18 protein-coding genes are annotated in these 21,394 nt (G+C 71.7%); 6 read left to right on the forward strand and 12 right to left on the reverse strand.

All coding sequences use genetic code 11. From position 1 onward, the window contains the following. The first annotated feature begins 211 nt into the window (after window positions 1-211). The gene (locus tag AB0I81_RS24045; protein WP_360660143.1) at window positions 212-1,300 is read left to right on the forward strand and encodes a hypothetical protein; all 1,089 of its coding nucleotides are present in this window, start codon (window positions 212-214) and stop codon (window positions 1,298-1,300) included. A 317-nt stretch (window positions 1,301-1,617) separates the two neighbouring features. After that, window positions 1,618-2,406, forward strand: coding sequence for a hypothetical protein (locus tag AB0I81_RS24050; protein WP_360660146.1), 789 nt, complete (start codon window positions 1,618-1,620; stop codon window positions 2,404-2,406). Between the two features lie 9 nt (window positions 2,407-2,415). On the opposite strand, the gene AB0I81_RS24055 is transcribed toward AB0I81_RS24050, so the two are convergent. Further along, window positions 2,416-3,234, reverse strand: coding sequence for an SAM-dependent methyltransferase (locus AB0I81_RS24055; protein WP_360660149.1), 819 nt, complete (start codon window positions 3,232-3,234; stop codon window positions 2,416-2,418). A 130-nt stretch (window positions 3,235-3,364) separates the two neighbouring features. On the opposite strand from AB0I81_RS24055, the gene AB0I81_RS24060 reads away from it, so the two are divergent. After that, window positions 3,365-4,768 carry a serine hydrolase domain-containing protein gene (locus tag AB0I81_RS24060; RefSeq protein WP_360660152.1) on the forward strand — a complete coding sequence of 468 codons (1,404 nt, stop codon included), beginning with the start codon at window positions 3,365-3,367 and terminating at the stop codon, window positions 4,766-4,768. On the opposite strand, the gene AB0I81_RS24065 is transcribed toward AB0I81_RS24060, so the two are convergent. Beyond that, window positions 4,761-5,744 carry a LysR family transcriptional regulator gene (locus tag AB0I81_RS24065; protein ID WP_360660155.1) on the reverse strand — a complete coding sequence of 328 codons (984 nt, stop codon included), beginning with the start codon at window positions 5,742-5,744 and terminating at the stop codon, window positions 4,761-4,763. The two genes, AB0I81_RS24060 and AB0I81_RS24065, sit on opposite strands and share 8 nt — an antisense overlap. A gap of 69 nt (window positions 5,745-5,813) precedes the next feature. Between AB0I81_RS24065 and dnaE the strand changes: the two genes are divergently transcribed. Continuing rightward, window positions 5,814-9,356, forward strand: coding sequence for a DNA polymerase III subunit alpha (gene dnaE, locus AB0I81_RS24070; RefSeq protein WP_360660158.1), 3,543 nt, complete (start codon window positions 5,814-5,816; stop codon window positions 9,354-9,356). Window positions 9,357-9,548: 192 nt separating this feature from the next. On the opposite strand, the gene AB0I81_RS24075 is transcribed toward dnaE, so the two are convergent. Continuing rightward, window positions 9,549-10,067: a hypothetical protein gene (locus AB0I81_RS24075; protein ID WP_360660161.1), complete on the reverse strand. Its 519-nt coding sequence runs from the start codon at window positions 10,065-10,067 to the stop codon at window positions 9,549-9,551. Between the two features lie 96 nt (window positions 10,068-10,163). After that, window positions 10,164-10,571: a hypothetical protein gene (locus tag AB0I81_RS24080; RefSeq protein ID WP_360660164.1), complete on the reverse strand. Its 408-nt coding sequence runs from the start codon at window positions 10,569-10,571 to the stop codon at window positions 10,164-10,166. Window positions 10,572-10,802: 231 nt separating this feature from the next. On the opposite strand from AB0I81_RS24080, the gene AB0I81_RS24085 reads away from it, so the two are divergent. Continuing rightward, the gene (locus tag AB0I81_RS24085; RefSeq protein WP_360660166.1) at window positions 10,803-11,594 is read left to right on the forward strand and encodes a class I SAM-dependent methyltransferase; all 792 of its coding nucleotides are present in this window, start codon (window positions 10,803-10,805) and stop codon (window positions 11,592-11,594) included. A 15-nt stretch (window positions 11,595-11,609) separates the two neighbouring features. Here the strand turns inward: AB0I81_RS24085 and AB0I81_RS24090 are convergent, their stop codons facing one another. The 6 genes from AB0I81_RS24090 to AB0I81_RS24115 form a co-directional block, all read right to left on the reverse strand. After that, window positions 11,610-11,789, reverse strand: coding sequence for a hypothetical protein (locus AB0I81_RS24090; protein ID WP_360660168.1), 180 nt, complete (start codon window positions 11,787-11,789; stop codon window positions 11,610-11,612). 52 nt (window positions 11,790-11,841) lie between these two features. After that, a complete protein-coding gene (locus AB0I81_RS24095) occupies window positions 11,842-12,504 on the reverse strand; it encodes an aminoglycoside phosphotransferase family protein (protein ID WP_360660170.1) in 663 nt (220 codons plus the stop codon). A gap of 443 nt (window positions 12,505-12,947) precedes the next feature. Next, a complete protein-coding gene (locus AB0I81_RS24100) occupies window positions 12,948-13,484 on the reverse strand; it encodes a hypothetical protein (protein ID WP_360660173.1) in 537 nt (178 codons plus the stop codon). A gap of 137 nt (window positions 13,485-13,621) precedes the next feature. Next, window positions 13,622-13,816: a hypothetical protein gene (locus AB0I81_RS24105; protein WP_360660176.1), complete on the reverse strand. Its 195-nt coding sequence runs from the start codon at window positions 13,814-13,816 to the stop codon at window positions 13,622-13,624. Window positions 13,817-13,913: 97 nt separating this feature from the next. Then, window positions 13,914-14,645, reverse strand: coding sequence for a DUF3592 domain-containing protein (locus tag AB0I81_RS24110; RefSeq protein WP_360660177.1), 732 nt, complete (start codon window positions 14,643-14,645; stop codon window positions 13,914-13,916). Window positions 14,646-14,708: 63 nt separating this feature from the next. Then, window positions 14,709-15,515, reverse strand: a complete 807-nt coding sequence (locus tag AB0I81_RS24115; RefSeq protein ID WP_360660180.1) for an MBL fold metallo-hydrolase — start codon at window positions 15,513-15,515, stop codon at window positions 14,709-14,711. Window positions 15,516-15,601: 86 nt separating this feature from the next. On the opposite strand from AB0I81_RS24115, the gene AB0I81_RS24120 reads away from it, so the two are divergent. Continuing rightward, complete coding sequence (locus AB0I81_RS24120; protein ID WP_360660183.1) at window positions 15,602-16,201, forward strand: ABATE domain-containing protein; 600 nt, start codon at window positions 15,602-15,604, stop codon at window positions 16,199-16,201. Here AB0I81_RS24120 and AB0I81_RS24125 read toward each other — a convergent pair. After that, the gene (locus AB0I81_RS24125; protein ID WP_360660186.1) at window positions 16,192-16,842 is read right to left on the reverse strand and encodes a hypothetical protein; all 651 of its coding nucleotides are present in this window, start codon (window positions 16,840-16,842) and stop codon (window positions 16,192-16,194) included. The two genes, AB0I81_RS24120 and AB0I81_RS24125, sit on opposite strands and share 10 nt — an antisense overlap. Window positions 16,843-16,921: 79 nt before the next feature. Beyond that, on the reverse strand, window positions 16,922-21,331 hold the full coding sequence (locus AB0I81_RS24130; protein WP_360660188.1) for an AAA family ATPase: 4,410 nt from the start codon (window positions 21,329-21,331) through the stop codon (window positions 16,922-16,924). Window positions 21,332-21,394: the final 63 nt, after the last annotated feature.

Consider the following 21,394-nt stretch of genomic DNA (forward strand, 5'->3'; position numbering starts at 1 on the left):
CGAAGGACACAGGACATCGCGCCAAAGCAGTCCGCCGGTCGAGTACCCACGAATAGGAGGTGAAGATTCACATCCAGGGGGCACGATCATGCGCAACGATCATATGACGAGGGGGCGAAGGGAGCGGCCGGTGCCGCCCGGCCCGCTCCAGGAATTCGCGCAGGGGCTGCGAGACCTTCGGGCGGATGCGGGAAATCCCAGTTATCGGGCGATGGAGCGGAGAGCGGGATACTCCGCCTCCGCGCTGTCCGCGGCCGCGTCGGGGGACCGGCTGCCCAGCCTGGCGGTCACGCAGGCGTACGTGGGCGCGTGTGGCGGCGATCAGGACGAATGGGCCCTTACGTGGGATGCGGCCCGAGTGGAGCTGGAGAACGCCTGCGCGGGCGACGGCGAAATCGGCGGCGACCTCAACAGCGGCATCGACGGCGGCATCAACGGTGGCGTCATTGGCGGTATCGACGGCGAGACCACGTGCGGGGCCGGCCTCGGCGATGGCGCGGTTGGCGGCTCTGGGGCCGGGATCAGCGGTGACGTGGCCGGGGGAGCCGTTCCGCCGGGCTCCGCCGGGCCCGTTCATCGGGCGCCGGAGCCGCCGCGCCGCCGCAGGGTGACGCTCTGGCTGGGCCTGGTCTCGATCGGGCTGATCGGGCTGGTCACGGCCGGCGCTTTCGGCAAGGACCTGCCGTTCAGGTCCACCTCGGCGACGCAGCCGGGTCCGACCGGCACGCAGGAACCCCGGACCGGCGGACAGCCCTCGCCCACGGACACCCAGGGCACCGCGACTCCGCAGAAGAAACCCGCCTTCACGGCCGTCGCCGGGCCGGACTGCCCGCGCGACACCGGCCGTACGGTGCGCGTCAGCGGGGTGCCCGGCGAGGACGGCTGGCAGGACGCCGACGCCTCCGGCTGGAAGGGCGACGGTTGCGGGGACGGATTCCTGACCTCAAAGCTCACCTATGACCCGCAGTCCGCCGAACACCCGCAGAACACCTTCCAATGGCGGTTCACCACCGGGCTGCGCGGCCATCGCCAGTGTTTCCTGGAGATGTACGTCCCCAGGTCGCCCCTGGCGGGCCAGCGGGTCTGGTACACGGTCAGCGACGGCTTCGAGTATGACGCGCGCGCGGTCGCCGCGTTCACCCTCGACCAGCGGGCGCGGCAGGGCACCTGGGTTTCCGCGCCGTTCCCCGTCCCGGTCGCCAGCGGCATGGTCATGGTGGAGATCAAGGACACCGGCCTGGGCAACACGTCGGGCGGCCGGCCGATGGCGGCCGCGCCGATCCGCCTCTCCTGCGTCTGATCCAGCCGGCCCTTGTGAACGGTGGTCATCATGCCCGCGCGACTGGTCATCGTCTCCGGCCGTATTCAAGCCGGAGAGCCGCCGCGAGGGTGGGCGGCAGCCGAGACCCAGGGGGCACGATGACGAACAACAACGCGACGGCCGGACGCCACCGCCGAGCACAACCGGACCCGACGGAGGCACACGCCCAACAGGAGCCGCCGACCGCTCGGCAGGCGCCGTCCGCTCGGTCGGCACCGGTCGGTCGGGAGGCGTCGGCTGGTCCGGAGGCGTCGGTAGGCCGGGAAGTGCCGGCTGGTCGGGAGGGGGCTGACACCGTGCAGTTTCCGCGGGTCGCGCGGCCCCTTCCGGCCCAGCCTCGCCGCTCGCGCAACTCCATCAAGGTCTGGGTGATCGCGGGGGTGCTCGCCCAGGTCGCGTTGTTCGCCGCGACCCAGCTCCACCAGGACCGGCAGCAGCCCACGCCCACCTCCTCAACACCGCCCGCCTCCGCCCGGCCCACCCCGGACGGCGTCCGCCAGAACGAGCGCGGCACCGGGCAGCAGCCCGGCCCGGAAGCGCGTACCGGAAGGACCGGCCTCGCTTTCACGGCGGTCGCCGGACCGGGCTGCCCGCGTGACACCAGCCGCAGCGTCCGCATCACCGGCGTGCCGGGGCGCGACGGCTGGAAGGACGCCGAGGCGCCGGGCTGGAAGGGCGAGGGGTGCGGGAACGGGTTCCTGTTCTCCGAGCTGGACCCCGCCCCCAAAACGGCGACCACGGCGGCGGCCACTGCGGCGGCACGGCCGAGCAACACCTTCCAGTGGCGGTTCACCACGGGGTTGCTCGGCCGGCACCAGTGCCTGGTGGCCGTGTACGTGCCCAAGTCCGGCCTGGCGGGACAGCGCGTCTGGTACACCGTCACCGACGGCTTCGACAAGGACGCCCGCACGGTCGCGGAGTTCACCCTCGACCAGCGCATGCGCAAGGGCAAGTGGGTCGCGGCGCCGTCCCCGGCAACGGTCACCGGCGGCCTGGTGATGGTGCAGATCAAGGACACCGGCGAGGGGAACACGACGGGCGACCAGTCGATGGCGGCGGGACCGGTGCGGCTCTCCTGCGTTTAGGGGGCGCGGTCAGCGCAGGCGGCCGACCCCGGCCAGAACCCCGCCCTTGGCCAGCCCGGGCGGCAGGTACGGATCGTCGTTGCGCCAGTCCTGACCCGGCACGACCCCAGGCTCCAGCAGCTCCAGGCCGTCGAAGTACCCCCGCACGGTCTCCCGGTCGCGCCAGGCGATCGAGCCCGAGGCCGAGCGCCGGTAGACGCCGCGCGCCTCGTCGAGCTTGTCCGGCTCCCCGGCCTCCGGCTCGACGTAGGCGTGCGACAGCGCCAGGTACCCGCCGGGCACCAGCGCCTCACGCAGCGTCGAGACGATCCCGCTCACCTCGTCGTCGTCGTGGATGAAGTGCAGGATGGCGGCCAGCACGATGGCGACGGGCTTGTCGAAATCGAGGTGGGCCGCCGCGGCCCGCAGGATGTCGGCGGGCCGGCGCAGGTCGCCGTCGGCCACGAAGGTGCCGGGGTTGTCGACGAGCAGGGCCTGCGCGTGCACCAGCACGATCGGGTCGTTGTCGACGTAGACGACCTTCGACTCGGGCGCGATGCGCTGCACCACCTGGTGCACGTTGTCCTGCGTGGGCAGGCCGGTGCCGATATCGAGGAACTGCCGTACGCCCGCCTCGGCCATGTGCCGTACGGCGCGGATGAGGAAGCCCCGGTTGGCCCTGGCCACCTCGCGCACGTCGGAGCCGTTGTCGCGGGCGAGCCGCACGATGTGCTCGGCCGCCTCCCTGTCGGCGTGGAAGTTGTCCTTGCCACCCAGGTAGTAGTCGTACATCCGCGCGACGCTCGGAACCGTCGGGTCGATCCCCTGGGGAACATGCTCGTCCGCCACAGCACTGCCCTCCCTCGCTCTGACGGGATCATACGGCCAATCACCGCGTTTTGTGATCTTCCGCGCTTTGCGCACGCCGTTCGGCGACCGTACAGTGTGCGGAGTCCGAACACTGTACGGAAGGAGAGTCGTGTCCTTCGACATCGATCATTGGCAGGCCAGGTTCGACGAGTTGCGTGCGGCCAACCACGTGCCGGGCGCGGCGCTGGCCGTCCTGACCGGCGGCGTCATCCACGAGCTCGCCGGCGGCGTGCTGCACAGGGGGACCGGGGTGGAGGTCACCACCGACTCGCTCTTCCTGGCCGGTTCGGTGGCCAAGCCGTACACCGCCACGCTGGTGATGCAGCTCGTCGACTCCGGCGACCTGGAGCTGGACGCCCCGGTGGCAGGCATGCTGCCGGAGTTCGCCACCCCGGACCGGGCGGCCACCGAGGCCATCACCGTCAGGCGGCTGCTGTCGCACACCGGCGGCGTGACCAACGACTTCCTGCACGACGGCGGGCGCGGCGACGACTGCCTGGCCAGGTACGTCCGCGCCGCCAGGGACGTGCCGCTCGACCTGCAGCCGGGCACCGCCCTGTCCTACGGCACCCTCGGCTACGTCGTGCTGGGCCGCCTGGTGGAGGTGCTGACCGGCCGGACCTGGGACCAGGCGCTGAAGGAGCGGGTGTTCGAGCCGCTCGGCCTGGAGCACTCCATGACGCTGCCCGAGGAGGCGCTGCGCTTCCGCGTCGCGATGGGCCACCAGGGCGCGCCCGGCCGCGACCCCGATCCGGCCGCCGTCTGGGACGTGATGCCGCGCGCGTTCGGGCCGGGCGGGCGGGTCATCGTCTCGGCCGGCGACGTGGCCCGCTTCGCGCGAATGCACCTGGAGGACGGCCTGGCGCCCGGTGGGACCCGCGTCCTGTCCGCGGAGTCGGCCGCCGCGATGCGGCGCCCGGAGGTGGAGAGTCCCGACAACTGGACCTTCTCCGCCGACGCCTGGGGCCTGGGCTGGGCCCTGTACGACCTGGGCGGCGTCTCCGGCTTCGGCCACGACGGCAGCGCCGTCACCCAGCACTCCTACGTGCGCGCCGTCCCGGAGGCCGGGTTCGCGGCCGTGCTGCTGGCCAACGGCGGCGGCTTCACCGGGCTGTACCAGAACCTGTTCCGCGACCTGCTCGCCGAACTGGCCGGCGCCCGGCTGCCGGCCCCCTTCGCCCCGCCGGCCGTCCCGCCCGCGATCGACCCGGAGCCCCTGCTGGGCTCCTACCGGCGGGCGGGCGTCGCCATCACCGTCTATCGCGGCGACGACGGCGGCCCGCGCCTGCGCTACGCGTTCACCGGCGACCTGGAGGACCTCGCGCCGCCGCTCGACTCGGCCCTGGTACCGGTCTCCACCTCAACCGCGGGCTCGGGCTCCGGCTCGGCCTCCCGTACGGTGTTCGCCGCCACCGGCTTCTACGGCGAGGACATGCCGGTCGTCTTCACCACCCCGCCCGGCGGCACACCCTGCGTCTACGTCGGCATGCGCGCCACCCCGAAGATCAGCTGAACTCGGCCCGATCAGGGCCGGGCAACCACTGCCGCCCCGGATCGAAAGGCCGGTGGTGACCCTTCACGAAACGGACGAACGCCTCCAGCACCGGATGCGGGTTGTGCTGGTGGAACAGCAGCGAGCACGGATAGACGGGCGCGGGATCGACCAGCGGGATCTGCACCGTGTCCGGATGCCAGGGCAGCCGCATCGTCTCCCCGACGATGCTCATCCCCCGGCCCGCTCCGACGTCGGCCACGAAGTGCTCCCAGCCGAAGTCGGGCCCCGAGGTGTCGATCCGGAGGCCGAACTCGACGCCGAGCAGGTGGTAGAACTCGGCCCACTCGCTGCCCTCGACGTTGCCCGGCATCCAGATGGTGGCCCCGGCCAGGTCCGCCATCCGGACCGTCCGCCGTCCGGCCAGCGGATGGCCGCGGCTGACGAGCAGGTGCGCCGGCTCCAAATAGGCGGGCACGCTCCGCAGCCCCTCCAGTTCGCCGCTCGCCCGGCAGAAGGCGGCGTCCACGGAACCTCGGGTGAGCGCGACGCGGGCGGTCCTGAGCCCGTTGGAGGTGACGATCTCGACGTCCACGTCCTGGCTGCGCCGGTGGAACGCCCTGACCAGGTCGATGGGCGGCAGCCGGGTGTCCAGCACGTCCACCCGCAGCGCGCGGCGCCGCCCGCGCAGCACCTCGCGCGCCTGGTCGGCGATCCCGATCAGGGCGCGGGCGTGCGGCAGGAACGCCCGGCCGTCCCCGGTCAGGTCGGCCCCGTTGCGGGTACGGGAGAACAGCCTCAGCCCGAGGTCCGACTCCAGCCTGGCGATCCGCTTGGAGACGGCCTGCTGGCTCACCCCCAGCCGGGCCGCGGCGTCGCTGAAGTAACGCTCCTCGGTGACGGCGACGAAAGCGCGGACCGCACCGAGATCCAGATCCGCCTCACCTTCGACGACAACCGGCGGTTGTGCCGAATCGGCGTGTCGGTTGTTGGACAACCCCACCTGCTCTCGGGTCGAATTGCGCGGGCCGTTCGCCAGCCTACAACCGATAGGAGTGATCAGCCGGTGGGGTCATTCGTCCATCTGCACGTGCATACCGAGTACAGCATGCTCGACGGCGCGGCCAAGGTCGGGCCGCTGTTCGCGGAGGTCGCCCGGCAGGGCATGCCCGCCGTGGCGATGAGCGACCACGGGAACGTGCACGGCGCGTACGAGTTCCACCAGTCCGCGCGCAGGACGGGCGTCAAGCCGATCATCGGCATCGAGGCGTACGTGGCCCCCGCCTCCCGCCGCGACCGCCGGCCGGTGTACTACAGCGACAACCTGGCGCTGCGCCGCTCCGACGATGTCACCGGTGAGGGCGGCGACGTGTCCGGGCGCGGCCTGTACACGCACATGACGATGTGGGCGGCCGACGCCGACGGCCTGCGGAACCTGTTCCGGCTCCAGTCGCGGGCCTGGCTCGAAGGACACGTACAGAAATATCCGCGCATGGACGATGAGCTGCTGGCCGAGCACGGCCGGGGCATCATCGCGACCACCGGCTGCCCGTCCGGCGAGGTGCAGACCCGGCTCAGGCTCGGCCAGTACGACCGCGCGATCGAGGCCGCCGCCCGCTACCGCGACATCTTCGGCAGGGAGAACTACTACCTGGAGCTGATGGACCACGGCCTGGCCATCGAGCGCCGCGTCCGCGACGAGCTGCTCAAGCTCGGCAAGGAGCTCGGCCTGCCGCCGCTGGCCACCAACGACTCCCACTACGTCACCGAGGACCAGTCGCAGGCCCACGACGCGCTGCTGTGCGTGGGCACCGGCAAGCGGCTGGCCGACGCCGAGCGTTTCCGCTTCAGCGGCAGCGGCTACTACCTCAAGACCGCCGCCGAGATGCGGGCGTTGTGGGAGGACGAGGTGCCCGGCGCGTGCGACAACACGTTGCTGATCGCCGAACGGGTCGGCGACTACGGCGAGGTGTTCGCCCACCGCGACCTGACCCCGCGCTTCCCCGTCCCGGAAGGGGAGAGCGAGTCGACCTGGTTGCGCAAGGAGACCCTGGCGGGCGCCCGCCACCGCTACGGCGGCGACCCGTCCCAGGAGGTGCTCGACCGCATCGACTACGAGCTGTCGGTCATCGACGCGATGGGCTTTCCCGGCTACTTCCTGGTCGTCGCCGACATCTGCGCGTACGCCCGCGAGCACGGCATCGGCCTGGGCCCGGGGCGCGGCTCGGCCACCGGGTCGATGGTCGCGTACTGCACGGGCATCACCCAGCTCGACCCGATCGAGCACAAGCTCATCTTCGAGCGCTTCCTCAACCCCGAGCGCATCACCATGCCCGACGTGGACCTCGACTTCGACGACCGGCGGCGCGACGAGATGATCGACTACGTCACCCGCAAGTACGGCGAGGACCGCGTCTGCCAGATCGTCACCTTCAACACGATCAAGGCCAAGGCCGCGGTCAAGGACTCCTGCCGGGTGCTGGGCCTGCCGTACAACCTGGGTGACCGCATCACCAAGGCCTTCCCCGCGGCGGCCGGCGGCAAGGAGATCCCGCTGTCCGCCATCCACGACAAGGGCCATCCGCGCCACGGCGAAGCGGCCGAGCTGCGCGCGATGTACGAGCAGGACCCCGAGGTCAAACTGGTCATCGACACTGCCACCGGTATCGAGGGCCTCACCCGGGGCACCGGCATCCACGCCGCCGGGGTGATCCTGTCCAGCGAGCCGCTGCTCGACGTGGTGCCGCTGGCCAGGCCCAAGGCCGACGGCCCGGTCATCACCGGCTTCCCCTTCACCCAGGCCGAGGACATGGGCCTGCTGAAGATGGACTTCCTCGGCCTGCGCAACCTGACCGTGATCGGCGACACGATCGCCAACGTGCGCGCCAACAAGGGCATCGACATCGACATCTTCGAGGTCCCGCTGGACGACGCGACCACGTACGAGCTGCTGGCCCGGGGCGACACGCTCGGCGTCTTCCAGCTGGACAGCGGCGGCATGCGGGTGTTGCTGAGGCTCATGCAGCCGACCACGTTCACCGACATCGCGGCGGTGAACGCGCTTTACCGGCCAGGCCCGATGGAGATGAACGCGCACACCAACTACGCGCTGCGCAAAACCGGCAAGCAGCAGGTGGAGCCGATCCACCCCGACCTGGAGGAGGCGCTCGAACCCATCCTGGGCGACACCTATCACCTGGTCGTCTTCCAGGAGCAGGTCATGGCCATCGCCCAGCAACTGGCCGGTTACTCCCTCGGCGCCGCCGACCTGCTGCGCCGCGCCATGGGCAAGAAGAAGAAGGAGGTCCTGGACGCCGAGTGGGACAGGTTCTCGGCGGGCATGCGCGGGCGCGGCTTCTCCGGCGAGGCGACCAAGGCGGTCTGGGACGTGCTGGTCCCCTTCAGCGGGTACGGCTTCAACAAGTCGCACACCGCCGGATACGGGCTCGTCTCCTACTGGACCGCCTACCTCAAGGCCAACCACCCCTGCGAGTACTTGGCCGCGCTGCTCACCTCCGTCGGCGACGACAAGGACAAGATGGCCGTCTACCTGTCGGACTGCCGCCGCCTGGGCATCAAGGTGCTGCCACCCGACGTCAACGCCAGCAGGCTGGACTTCGCCGCCGTCGGCTCCGACATCCGCTTCGGCCTCGGCGCCGTGCGCAACGTCGGCGCGAACGTCGTGGACGCCATCGTCGCCGCCCGCGAGGCCAAGGGCCCCTACACCGGCTTTGACGACTTCCTGTCCAAGGTGCCGGCGCTCGTCTGCAACAAGCGGGTCATCGAGTCCCTGGCCAAGGCGGGCGCGTACGACAGCCTCGGGCACCATCGCAAGGCCCTGGTCGCGGTCCACGAGCAGGCCATCGACACGGTCATCGACGTCAAGCGCAACGAGGCGCACGGCCAGGACACGCTGTTCGGCGAGCCCGGCCAGCGCGACGCCTTCGCGATCGCGATCCCGGAGGGGGAGTGGGACAAGGCCACCCTGCTGGCCTTCGAACGCGAGATGCTCGGCCTGTACGTCTCCAGCCACCCCCTCGACGGCGCGGAACGCGTGCTGGACGCCAACCGCGACACCACGATCGCCGACTTGCTGGCCTCGGCGCGGCAGGATGCGGCGGTCAAGGTCAGCGGCATCATCTCCGGCCTGCAACGCAAGGTCACCAAGCAGGGCAGCCCGTGGGCGATCGTCACCCTTGAGGATCACGACGCCGCCGTGGAGTGCCTGATCTTCCCCAAGACGTACACGCTCTATGGTGAGGCGCTGGCCGAGGACCGCGTGATCTCGCTGCGGGGCCGGGTCAACGTGCGGGACGAGACGGTGAGCGTGTACGGCGAGGAGGTCATGCCGCTCGACCTGGCCACGGCCGGCACCGAGCAGCCCGTGATCCTCTCACTGCAGGAGAACCACCTGAACGTGCGGCTGGTCAGGGAGCTGAAACAGATCCTCACCGCACATCCCGGCCGCGCCCCCGTGCATGTGCACCTGCACCGCCTGCACGCCAAGACCCTGCTGCTCGACCTCGAACCCTTCCAGGTCACCCCGGGACCGGCGCTCTACGGCGACATCAAGGCCCTCCTGGGCCCCGCCGCGCTCGGCGCATCGTGATCGCGGCTGGCTGCTCACGGGGCAACCCCGCCGCCCGTCCAGGATCAGGGGGCCAGGTCGGCTTCGGGCCCACGTCAGGGACTGAGGGCTAAATCAGTTTCGGGCCCACGCCAGGACCTGGGGCCAGGTTAGCTCCGGGCTCGACCTGGGAGCCACATCAGCTTCCGGACCACGCCAAACCTGGGAGCTAGATCAGCTCCGGGCCCACGCCAGGACCTGCGCCGCCAGTTCGGTGTGCCGTCCGCCGACCGCGTCGAACACGGTCGGGACCAGGCTCCGCCCTTGTGCGGCGTCCGCCAGTGCCCCGTCGATCCACTCCTGCGGTGAGCCGCGCTCCCGCAGGCGGCGGACCCGGTCGTCGTCGGGGCAGTCCAGCAGGCCCCAGCGCACCGGCCCGTCCCAGCGCGCCCCCGGGGCGAGCTCGTCGGCGTCGGGCACCGGGCAGAGCAGCAGCACCGGATGGCCCGCCCGGCGCACCATGGTCACGATGCGCCCCCACATGCGGTCGTAGGCGGGCCACACGGGCCTGGCCTCCGGCCGCGCGATCGGCACCCCGATCAGCGCGCCGCCTTCGAGCAGCTCGTCCATGTCCATCACGACCAGCCCGTCCGCCGCCCGGAGGAGGTGGGGCAGCAGGGTCGTCTTGCCCGCGCCCGGCGCACCCGCCAGCAACCGCAACGGACCGTGGGCGAAATCCTGCCGATCTTCCATCCACCCGATGCTAACCAGCCTGCCCGGTTCCCCGGGAAAGGGTTCGGGCCGGACCTGAGGGAAGGTCCGGCCCGAACCGCTCACTCGGCCGGGTCGTTACGGCTCCAGGAGGATGGAGTTGATCGGTGAAAGGTTGATGATGTAACGGCCGGGGCCGAGCCGGCCCTCGCAGTTCTGCCCGCCGTACGACCTGCACATCCGCACGCCCGCGCCGCCGGTCTGGTTGTTGACGACCAGGCGCTCGCCGAACACGTTGCTCAGGTTGTAGGAGCCGTATCTGTAGTAGGTGTCCGGGTTTCCGTTGTCGGTCCTGTCCGGGTAGATGCACACGCGTCCGGACGGGCAACCCGCCCTGGCCTGTTGCGCTTGTTGCGCGGCGGCCAGGCCCTGCGGCGCGGCCACGGCCGCGCCGCCGAGCACGGCCACGGTGCTCACGGCGGTGACGCCGGCGAAAGCCCAGCGCAGCAGGGTCAGACCGGCGGCGTTCTTGATCTTCTTGTTCATGGGTGTGCTGCTCCCTCGTGGTGAATGGCGCGGTCCGGGGGTCCGGCCGCCGTTCGTGGATCAGCAAATCCGTCCCGGCGAGCTGTCCAACAGGGTCGCGGACGGAGTCGTACGAACTCGTCCGGACCCATCCACCCCGCCACCGGTTTCGGACACTTCCGGGCCACTTCCGGACACGCCTCCAAGGGAAGATCATCACGGGCTCCGCCGACAGCCGTTAGCCTTGCTCGAATGAAGACGCATGGTGAGCTGAAAGGCTTCTGGGAAGACCGCCTGCAAGCGGACTGGACCGAGAGCGGCGTCGGCTACAAGGCGCTCGGCCGGGCCTTCAACATCTGGATGTATCGCGTACGCGCGGAGGTGTTCGCCCGAGAGGCCGCCACCGTGCCCGTCAACCTGCCGGAGGCGCGCGTCCTCGACATCGGCTCGGGGACCGGCTTCTACGTCCGCGGCTGGCAGCGGCTGGGCGTCAAGTCGCTCGTCGGCTGCGACCTCACCGCCGCGGCGGTCGAGCGGCTGCGCGGGCGCTTCCCCGAGGTGGAGTTCCACGAGCTGGACATCGCCGAACCGGGCGACACCCTCGAACCGGGCTCGTTCGACGTGGTCTCGGCCATGGACATGCTCTTCCACATCACCGACGACACCCGCTACCGGGCGGCCCTGCACTCGGTCGGGCAGGCCCTGCGCCCCGGCGGCATCTTCGTCCTGTCGGAGAACTTCGTGCAGCGGCCCGAACAGCGCGGCGACCACCAGGTCAACCACACCCTGCCGTGGATCAACAAGGCCCTGGACGACGCCGGGTTCGACGTGATGCGCAGGATGCCGATGCTGGTGCTCATGAACGCCCAGGTGGACGCCAACCCGATCTGGCGCAAGCTCTGGGGCGGCTTCCTGCGGGCGGTCACCCTGAACGAGAAGACCGGCGGCCTGGCGGGGTCCCTGCTCTATCCGCTGGAACGGCGGCTGGTCCGGCTGCTCAGGGAGAGCCCCACGACCGAGATGATGATCTGCCGCCGGCGCTGACGGGCCGCGTGGGGGTCAGGAGTAGAAGTGCATGACGACGGCCAGCCCGACGAAATGCATGAGCGCCACGGCGCTGAGCATCGCGATGAACAGGAATTTGGCCGGGCCGTGCTCGAAATGTTTGCCCTCCTTCAGCGGCGGCAGCTTGGCCTGGCGCTCGGCGATGCGCTCCTCGATCGGCTTGCGGTGAAACACGGACGGTCCTCCATCGGTCGGCCCGCCCGATTCGCGCGGATTGATCAGTAGATTACCGGCCGGGTGAGCCGGCACTGTGAGGGGCGGTGGCGAGGGCCGATTCGATGCCGGGGAGACGCTCGTGGAGCCAGTCCCCGCCGACCTCGTACTCCCACACCAGCGCCAGCAGCGCGTAGAGCAGCCGGTGGTCGGCCAGACGCGACGGCGCGTCCGCCGGTACGCCCTCGGGGAAGTACCCGGCGAGCATCGCGTCCCGCAGGCGGGCGTCGCCGAAATCCGCCCTGGCCAGGTCCAGCCACAGGGGGGCCGCCGCGCAGTCGGCCCAGTCGATGACGGCCTCGATCCCGGACCCGGCCGACAGGACGTGCCGCAGGTGGAAGTCGCCGTGCGCGAACACGCATGGCTCATCCCAGCGGGCGCCGTCCAGGAGGAACTCCCTGCACCGGGAGGCGAGCGCCGGGCTCAGGATGCCGGCGGCGGCGACGGGACCGAGCCGGTCGGCCATCCCCGCGACCTGATCGCCCCAGGTCCCTTCCGCCGCCAGGGGCGGCAGGCGCGGCGACTCCTTGAAGAAGCCCGCCCCCTCGACGGGCAGGGCGTGCACGGCACGCAGCAGCCGCCCCATCCCGGCGGCCACCTCGGTCGTGGCGACCCCCGGCCGCCCTGGGACCAGCCGTGTCACCAGGTACGGGATCTCCGCCTCCGCCGGCTTCACCGACGACGAACGCGGGAACCTGCCGCACGGATCGCCGGAGGTCAGCTGCCCCCTGCAGTGACCCCCGGTCGTAGAAAGCCTCTCGCGGCGCGCACGCGCCGCGCGGCATCAGAAAGGAAGCGGCCTGCCCGACGGCGTCCGCAGATCGGGGGAGATCCGGCAGCCCTTCTTACGTGGTCGCTCCATTTGCACCCTGCGCATCGCTCGGTCCTTTCGATCGGTGAGGTTTCGCCCGGTGATGTGCGAGCGCCTCCGCACGGTCACCGCCGTGCCGAGGATCACTCGGCAATCATTCGTCCGCCCCACGCCGGCGGATTGAACGAGCACCGCCCGGCTTCCGCGCCGATCCCCCGGCTTCCGCGCCGATCCCCCGGCTTCCGCGCCGATCCCCCGGCTTCCGCGCCGATTGGCCGGCTTCCGCGCCGATTCCCCAGCTGAACGTTTCAGCCCAGGAGCCGATGACACGCGAGGTTGCGCAGCCGGAACCCTTGCTCCTGGGGCGGGAACATCTCGTCGCACCTCATGGCGAGCAGCGACTGGCTCCCCTCGCGCCGGGAAGCGGCCGGCGAGGCGGGACGCGGGCCGCCGGGCGCGCGCCTGGCTCGGTGACCCGGCCGGGAAGTGCGCCGGTCGGCTGCCTGTTCGGCCGGCAGGAGTTCGTGGCGGCGATGCGACTCCACGGCACGCGCACGAGATCCGGCCGCGCTGTCGTCCTTTTCGTCCGTCTTCACGCGCGGCAGAGCCGGGGCGGCGGAACTGGGCGGGGCCGACGGCTTCCCCCAGAGTATGGAGATCGAGGGACCGTCGTCGCCGGTGATGTCCTGCGACGCGTCCGCGGCCCGAGGCGGGGAATCCTTCTGACCGGTCGGCCCGGTCCCGATCAGAGCCGTCGCGACGGCCGCGATGGCGGCGGCTCCACCCGCCAGCAGCAGAACCGTGGTGCGCACCCGTGCGCCCCGCCGTTGAAGTCTCTTACGCATGTCCCGCTCCCGACGCACCCGATCGTTACGCGCCGCAGCGTATCCGCGACCCTCCGCGTGTGCTCCGGCTTTGAACTACCGTTGATCGTTCATGGCGAAAGCACGGCATGATCTGATCAGGCTCGCGTCCCACGCGCTCATGCGGTGGCGTCCCGAGCCGGTCGTACGCCGGCGAACGGGCTGAGCCGCCCGCGGGCGGGCTGGTCTCCTCCGGCATCGGCAACCATGGCCGCGGCGAAGTCATGATCGACCGCCTCGACCTGCCCGCCGCCCTCGACAGAGGAGGGGCCGGCGCGGCAGAAGCCGCTGCTGGCGCGTCCTTCACCTGGCACGCGGTCTCGGCACGGCAATGCGCCTGAGTCGCTGGCACAGGTCGGTACCGACTGCGGGCCCCTCTCCATCGGATCGGGATCCGGGGGCGGTGCCGTGTCAGGGGTGGGTCGGATGCGTGTTCAGGTCGATCAGGTTGCGGGCCGGGTCGGCGGGGTCGTACAGCACGCGAACGCGGCCCTGGCCACGCAGGCGAGGGCCGGGGTCGTCGCGGAGGTGGTCACTGGCCGCGGTATAGGTCCGGCCCGTCCGCGTGTCCTGCCAGGTCGCGTGGACCACGTACGGGTGCCGGTTGTTCACCCGCACGCTGAAGTCCCGTCCCACGTGCTCGATCTCCGCCCATACCTCCTGTCCCCGCTCCCGCAGCCAGGCCCGCAGCCGGGCGATCCGCCGGCCCTTGACGAACAGGACCGTGCCGATCGGCGTGAACACCACGCCCAGCCCGCCGACGATCAGCGGAGCGAGGAACGCCGACCAGAACGCCGCGATCCGCGCGTCGGAAGGATTGCCGGGGTCGTAGGCGACCTCCACGCCGTCGCCCTCCCGGTAGGACGGCGGGTTGGTGCCGGTGGAGCTCTGGAATGAGTACCGCCTGCCGTCGATGGTGAACTCCACGGTCGGGTACCACGACGTGCTGCTGCGGGCCTGGCCGCCGGAACCCCGTGTCGTGGTGGTCCGTTCGGTCATCGCGACCACAGTGCCGTCGGCCCGTTGCGCCGAGGCGAGGAAGGTCGCCGTGGAGGCGGCCAGCACGATGCCGACGCCGAGCAGCACCAGCCCGATCAGGCCGAAGATCGCGCCGACGATGGTGAAAAGCCGTCCTCTGTGCATGGGGTTCAGTCTGCCAACCCGGAGCCCGCCGGCGACAATCCCGGCGGCGACTGCCCGGCTGCGTCAGCCCCCGTCGCCGAGGTCGCCCCGGTCGCCCAGGTCAAGGCGGTCGATCAGGCCGGCGTCGGCGAAGGCGGCCATCAGGTCGTCGCGTCCTTCGGTGAAGTGGGCCCAACCGTCGTAGTGGACGGGAACCACCTGACTCGCGCCGAGGATCCTGGCGGCCTCGGCGGTCTGGGCGCTGTCGAGGACGATGAGCGCGCCGCCGAAGAGCACGGAGAAGCGGGGAGCCCCGGCGAACAGGATGGCGGTCCCCACCGGGCCGAAACGTTCGGCGATCTGCTTGACCACGTCGAGCGAGGCGTTGTCCCCGCTGACGTAGACCGTGGGCAGACCCTCCCCGGTCAGCACGAACCCGACGACCTGACCGGTGATCGGTTCGACCTCCTCGCGTGTGCCGGGCCCGTGAATGGCGGGCACACCCGTGACGGTGATCGTGCCGCCGCCGGGACGGTCCAGCTCGACCGGCTCCCAGTCGGCCAGCCCCTTGGCCTTGCCGCCCAGGCGCTGCCCGCCCCCGGGTGTGGTGAGGGTGAGCGGAACCTCGGCGAGCAGGGCCCGGCCGGAGTGGTCGAGGTTGTCGGGGTGCTCATCGTGGGAGAGCAACACCACGTCGATGGGGCCGAGGTCGGCCGGTACGGCGGAGGGCGGCGCCGTCTTGGTCAGCCCGCCGCCAGGCACCTGGTAGTCGCCGGGAGCGTCGAAGGTCGGGTCGGTCAGAAAACGCAGTCCACCGTATTCAAAGAGGGCGGTAGGGCCGCCGAGGACGCGTACGCGGATCTGCCCAGGGGTCACGCTGCTACTGATCAACTAACACCTCACGGATGGGAAGCGGTTCATCCGTGAAGGACGGTAGCGGTGTCTCACGGATGAATGCAACCCGTACCATGAGAGCCATGAGCGAGCCCCCGACCGCCGAGCCTGTGCTGCCGCCCGCGCCGGGCGCGGAAACCTACCTCGCCCTTGACTTCGTCAACAGCGCCGTCGCGCTGTCCGGAGGGCAGTTCATCGATTTCCTCGGCACTCCTGAGGGGACGAATCGCTGGCTCACCGAACGTGGCCTCGCTCCGGCCGATGCCGGGATACAGGAGATGTGCACGACGCAGCTGCGCTCGCTGCGCGAACACCTCAGGGCACTGTTCGCCGCCCGGGTCGGCGGGCTGCCCGCCCTGCCCGCGGCCCTGTCGGCCGTCAATGACGCGCTGAGCCGGGCCCCCACGGCCGCCCTGCTCTTGTGGGACGACAGGAACGGCCCCTACCGGGCGGCGCCGTGCCCCACCAACGAGATCCTCGACCGCGCCCTCGCGACCCTCGCCGCCAACGCGGCCGACCTGCTCACCGGTGCCGACGCCGAACGCCTCACCGCCTGCGGTTCCACCCCCTGCAACCGCTACCTGCTACGTCATGGCCGCCGCCACTGGTGCTCCACCCGCTGCGGCGACCGCGCCCGCGCCGCCCGCGCCTACGCCCGGCGCACCCGGCCGGATCAGGAATGAAGCCCGGCACCACTCCGAAGCGTCGCCGACGCCAGCGTCATCGGCGTCTCCTGACCGGGCCAGGATCCGGTCAGCACGGCGCCGGTGGGAGCGGCGCCGGCTTCGAGGCGGCGGATGACGGTCAGTTCGACGGTGTCCGTCACGATCAGGGTCGGGTCGCCCTCGGTAACGCGTTGAATCGTGCCCACGGTGGGCACTTCCGCGCCCTCGGTCCCGCCGGCGGCGATGCTCATGTCGGGCTCGCGGCGCTCAAGCCGGTCGCCGACCGGGGTGAGCTGCTCGGCCTGGCCGGTGTTCCCGAAGATCGCGCTCGCCAGCGCCGCGGCGTACACGGGGTCGCCGGCGCCGTCGTAGACCCAGCGCTTGCCCAGCACCGAATGCTCCATATTGCCCAGCAGCCAGTCGTCGCCACCGGCCAAAGGCGCGTCGCGATAGGTGAGCGGCACCTGGTGAACCGGCCCGTCGCCCACCCGGACCAGCAGCGTCTCGATCCCGACCGCTCCGGCCGGATCGTCGAACCGGAAGGCCGCCACCCGCGACACCTCACCGGCCGGCCCGGTGTGCCAGCCACGGCCGGGCAGCCAGCCGGCCAGGAGTTCGAGCTTCGTGGGCCGCAGCGTCGCCTTGTGGATCACAGCCATGCGCTTATCGTAGCCCGATCAAGACACCACCCGGCCGGCGAACTTTTTCAACGTTGAACCTCCACCCGGACGGCCTCGATCACCGCGCGCAGGTGTCCTGGAACGGCAGGGCGGGCACGTAACGGCTCCACTGCTCGCGGTTCAGGCCGCCGCCGGTCACCAGGCACGAGGTCGCGGCCAGCCGCCGGCGCAGGTCGTACATCGGGCGCAGGTCCCAGAGGACGACCTCGCCCTCGCCGCCGGAGATCGCCAGTGTGCCGCCGTCGGCGGAGAACACCACGTGCCCGCCGCCGCTCAGGTCGGCGGCCAGGGGGATGCCCAGTTGCCGGGGGAGGATCCGGTTGCCGAGATCCCACAGGAACACGTTCCCATTGCTGCCGTTGGTGACCACGATGTCGGACGAAGGGGCGATCGCCAGGCTGAACGCGCTGCTGCCGTACGGGGTGAACGGGTCGCCGAGCCGCCGGGCACGGGCGGGGTCGCCGAGGTCCCAGAAGATCGCGGCGCCTTTGCTGTCACTGGTGATCAGCAGGTCCCCGGACGGCGACAGCGCCGCGCCGAGCACCTCTCCGTGGTGCCCGATCAACCGGGGGCCGAGCTGCCGCGGGTGCGCCGGGTCGGTGAGGTCCCACAACCTGACGCCCGACGGGCCGTCGGGCCCGCCGGCCACCGGTACGGCCAGCGGATCCCTGAGGCCGGAATCAGGCTGGTCGCCGGCGTCCCGGACGGCGGCCAGCGTCCGGCCGGCCTGCGTCCGCCAGACGCCGATCACCTGAAGCTGGTCGAGGATCAGCGCCAGGCGGCGTGGCCTGGTCGGGTTGCGGATGTCCCAGAAGATCGTGCCGCTGTCGCCGCCCACGATGAGGGTCGCGCCGTCCGGGGCGTACAGGAGGGACCGGACGATGCCGGTCGGTCCGGTGAGCGAGGGCGCCAGCCGTCGGGGGTGCGCCCGGTCGGCCAGGTCCCACAGGATGACGGTTCCGGTGCCGTCGCCGGTGGCCAGCATGGTGCCGTCCGGTGCGAACGCGACGTCGCCGACCGCGCCGGACTCGTACGGGCCGTGGTGGCCGGTGAGCGTGCTGAGCCTGCGCGGCCTGGCGGGTTCGGTGGTGTCCCACAGCTCGACGGTCGTGTCGCGCCCACCGGTCGCGACCATCGAACCGTCCACCGACAGCTCGAGTGCGTAAATGTTCTTGGATTCCCCCTTCTGGTGTCCGACGAACGGCGGGCCGTACGTGACCGGCCGACCGGCCCTCTGCAGGTTCCACAGCGTGATCCGGCCGTCGCTGTCGCCGCTCGCGATCATCCGGCCGTCCGGAGAGAACGCCAGGCTGCTCGGATCCGCGCTGGAGAGCAGCCGGTCGGTCTGCCGGGGCGAACTCGGGACGGCCGTGTCGTACAGGACCACCCCGGTGTCGTCCACGCCCATCGCGGCCAGGGAGGTGCCACTCCTGGCGAACGCCGTCCCGATCGTGAGCACCGGGATCATGCCCGCGGCCTGCGGAGCGGCCGGGTCGCGGACCTGCCACAGCGCCACGCCCTTGAACCAGCCGCCCACGGCGAGCCGGCTGCCGTCCGCGGAGAAGGCGAGGCTGCCCACGAAGTCGCCCTGCTTGGACAAGCCGCCGAGTCGCTGCCGCCGCTTGAGGTCCCATATGGTCACCTGGTCGTGGCCGGCTTTCCCGGCCATCGCGACCCTGTCGCCGTCGGGGGAGAACACCAGCCTGGCGATCGGCGTGCGGGCGTCGAGCCGGGGGCCGAGCCTGCGGATCCGGGCGGGCCGCGACAGGTCCCACAGTTGCAGCCCGGGGGCCTCTTCGCTGGACGTGCCGAGCACCGACCCGTCCGGCGACAGCCACGCGCCCGCCCTCTCGTACGGCTCGCCGATCACTTCACGGCCGATCCGTCGCGGCCGTGCCGGATCGGCCAGGTCCCAGATCGTCACGGGCCCGCCGGAGATCCCGCTGATCAGCCGGTCGTCGCCCGCCGAGAAGCCCAGGACGTCGATGTACGGCGCGTGGATGTCGGCGTTGCCGGGATCCGCGAACGGCTTGCCGACCTGGCGTGGGCGGAGCGGATCGCGCATGTCCCACAACATCAGGGCGCCCGAGTCGTAGCCGGCCGCCAGATAACGCCCGCTGTGCGCGTACGCCACCGAGGTGACCTTGCCGCGGACCCCGGTCAGCCGCCCGGCGTACGGGGTGGTGGTGATCGCCCGCTGTAGTGCGGCGTAGGTCTCCGGGTCCTGGTGGATCCGGTGCGCGGCCACGTGCAGTTGCAGCGCGGTCTGCGGGTCGGTGTCCAGCGCCGCCTCCGCCTTGGCGATCAGCTGCCGGGCGATGGCGACCCGCTCCTGCTCCTGCGCCGCCTGCCGCTCCTGCCGCGCCGACCGTACCTGGACCACGGTGATCCCGGCCAGCAGCACCGCGACGGTGAGCAGCCCGCCGAGCAGGGCGAGTGTCCGGCGGCGCTGCCGCCGGCCCCGGGCCTCGGCGTGGATTCCGGCGTCCAGGAACCGCGCGGCCGGGGCGGGCAGCGGGTCGTCCCGCCAGCGCGACCTGGCGTGCAGGACGGCGTTCAGCCGGGTGCCCCGGTACAGGTAGGCCGGGCCCCGGTCGTTGGCGTCCCATTCGGCGGCGTCGTCGATCAGCTGGCTGCGCAGGGCGTGGCTGGTCAGGTCGGCCTCCAGCCAGTCGCGCAGCCGGGGCCAGTTGGTGAGGAGCGCGTCGTGCGCGATCTGCGCGGAGCCGGTGTCGGCCACGATCAGCCGCCGCCCGGCGTACACCTCCAGGACCTCCGCGAGCTCCGGCGCGTCGGCCATCGACATCGTCCTGCGGGTCAGCCGCCCGTCGGGGGAGACGGCCGTCAGCCGCTGGAAGAGCTGCCTGGCCAGCCTCCGTCCGGCGGGGTCGAGGCCGTCGTAGGCCAGCTCCGCGCTGGTCGCCACTGCCCGGGTGACGCCGCCGGTGCGGGCGTACCCGCGGCTGGTCAGCCGGTCGCCGTCGCGGTGCTCCCAGACCGTCAGCATGGTCTGGGACAGCAGTGGCAGCGCGCCCGTGTCGTATCCGCCCGCCGGGGCGCGCAGCTCGCCGAGGATGGTGTCGGCCAGGCCGGGTTCGAGCTTGAGCCCGGCCGCGGCGGCGGGCGCGGTGATCGCGGTCCGCAACTCGCCCTCGGTCATCGACCCGAGCACGAAAGGCTTGTTCCGCAGCGCTTCGAGCAGTTGCGGGAACGCGGCGCACCGGTCGATCACGTCACCCCGTACCGCGATCACCACCAGCGCGGCGGGCACCTCGCCCGGCCCCGGCACGGTCGCGGCGGCGTGCAGCGCGGTCACGAACGCGGCCCGCTCCGCGTCGGCTTCCCGGCCGCCGATCGCGAAGATCTCCTCGAACTGGTCCACGACCAGGATCAACCGCCCCGCCGGGCCCACCGCCTGCCTGACCAGCAGCGCCGCGTCCGCCGGAGTCGTACGGAGCGCGTCCAGCACCGCGGGCACGGCCAGCCCCGCCAGGCTCGCCAGGAGCGTGGCCAGCGCGGTGAGAGGCGATCTGGTCGGCTGGTCCAGGATGTGCCTCGGCCAGCGCGCGGCCGGTTCCGACAGGTCGCCGCGCCCGATCGCCGGAAACAGGCCCGCGCGCAGCAGCGACGACTTCCCCGCGCCCGACGCGCCGGTCAGCACCAGCAGCCCGTGCCCGGTCAGCCGCTCGGACAGGGTGCTGACCAGCTGGGCGGTGATCAGCTCACGCCCGGTGAACACCTCGGCGTCCGCCTCGGTGTAGGTCGCGAGCCCCTTGTACGGGCTGCCGTCGGCCCACCTCACGCCATCGCGCGCCCCGCTCTCCCCGCTCTCCGCGCTCCGCCTGGTCCGGCGTTCGATCACCGCCAGCTGGTCGAGCAGCAACCGGGTGTCGGTCGCCTGCCGGTACTGCAGGCCGACCGCCACCTGGAGCTCGGCGCGCTGCCGGTCCACGCCCTCCCTGATCAGCCGGAGCTGGCCCTCGACGTCGGTTAGCACGAAGGCGAACTCCGCGCCCAGCTCGGCCAGCCCGGCGGTCAGCGCCGTCTGCAGCTCCTGGTCGCCGCTCCGTACGGCCGCCTCGATCGCCGCGCCGACCAGCCCGAACTCGTGCAGCACCCGGGCCAGCCCGGCCCGCAGCGCCGCCGCGTCCGCGCCGCCCCCGGCCAGAGCCTCCTCGAACCGGTGCTCCAGCTCCTCCCGCAACTCCTCCTGCGACGGCTGACCGCCGCCAAGCCTGGCGACCCCGGCCTTCACCATGTCGGTCAGCACGTTCCCGCCGACCGCCGCCACCGCGCCGAGCCCGGCGGCCACCAGGGGCGGCACCGCTGAGGCCAGCAACGGCGCGAACGCGCCCGCGGACAACACCGCGAGCAACACGGGCGGCGTCCACCGCCTGGCCCGCGCCCCCGCCGCCCGCACCGACCGGGCCACCCCGCCACGCATCACCTCGGACGCGTCGTCAGTCACATCGCAAATATCCCGATTGCCGAACTTCCTGGCAATGGCGCCTCCAGGTTTCGCGGCGCGCAC

Source organism: Nonomuraea sp. NPDC050404, assembly GCF_040655495.1.
Classification (GTDB): domain Bacteria; phylum Actinomycetota; class Actinomycetes; order Streptosporangiales; family Streptosporangiaceae; genus Nonomuraea.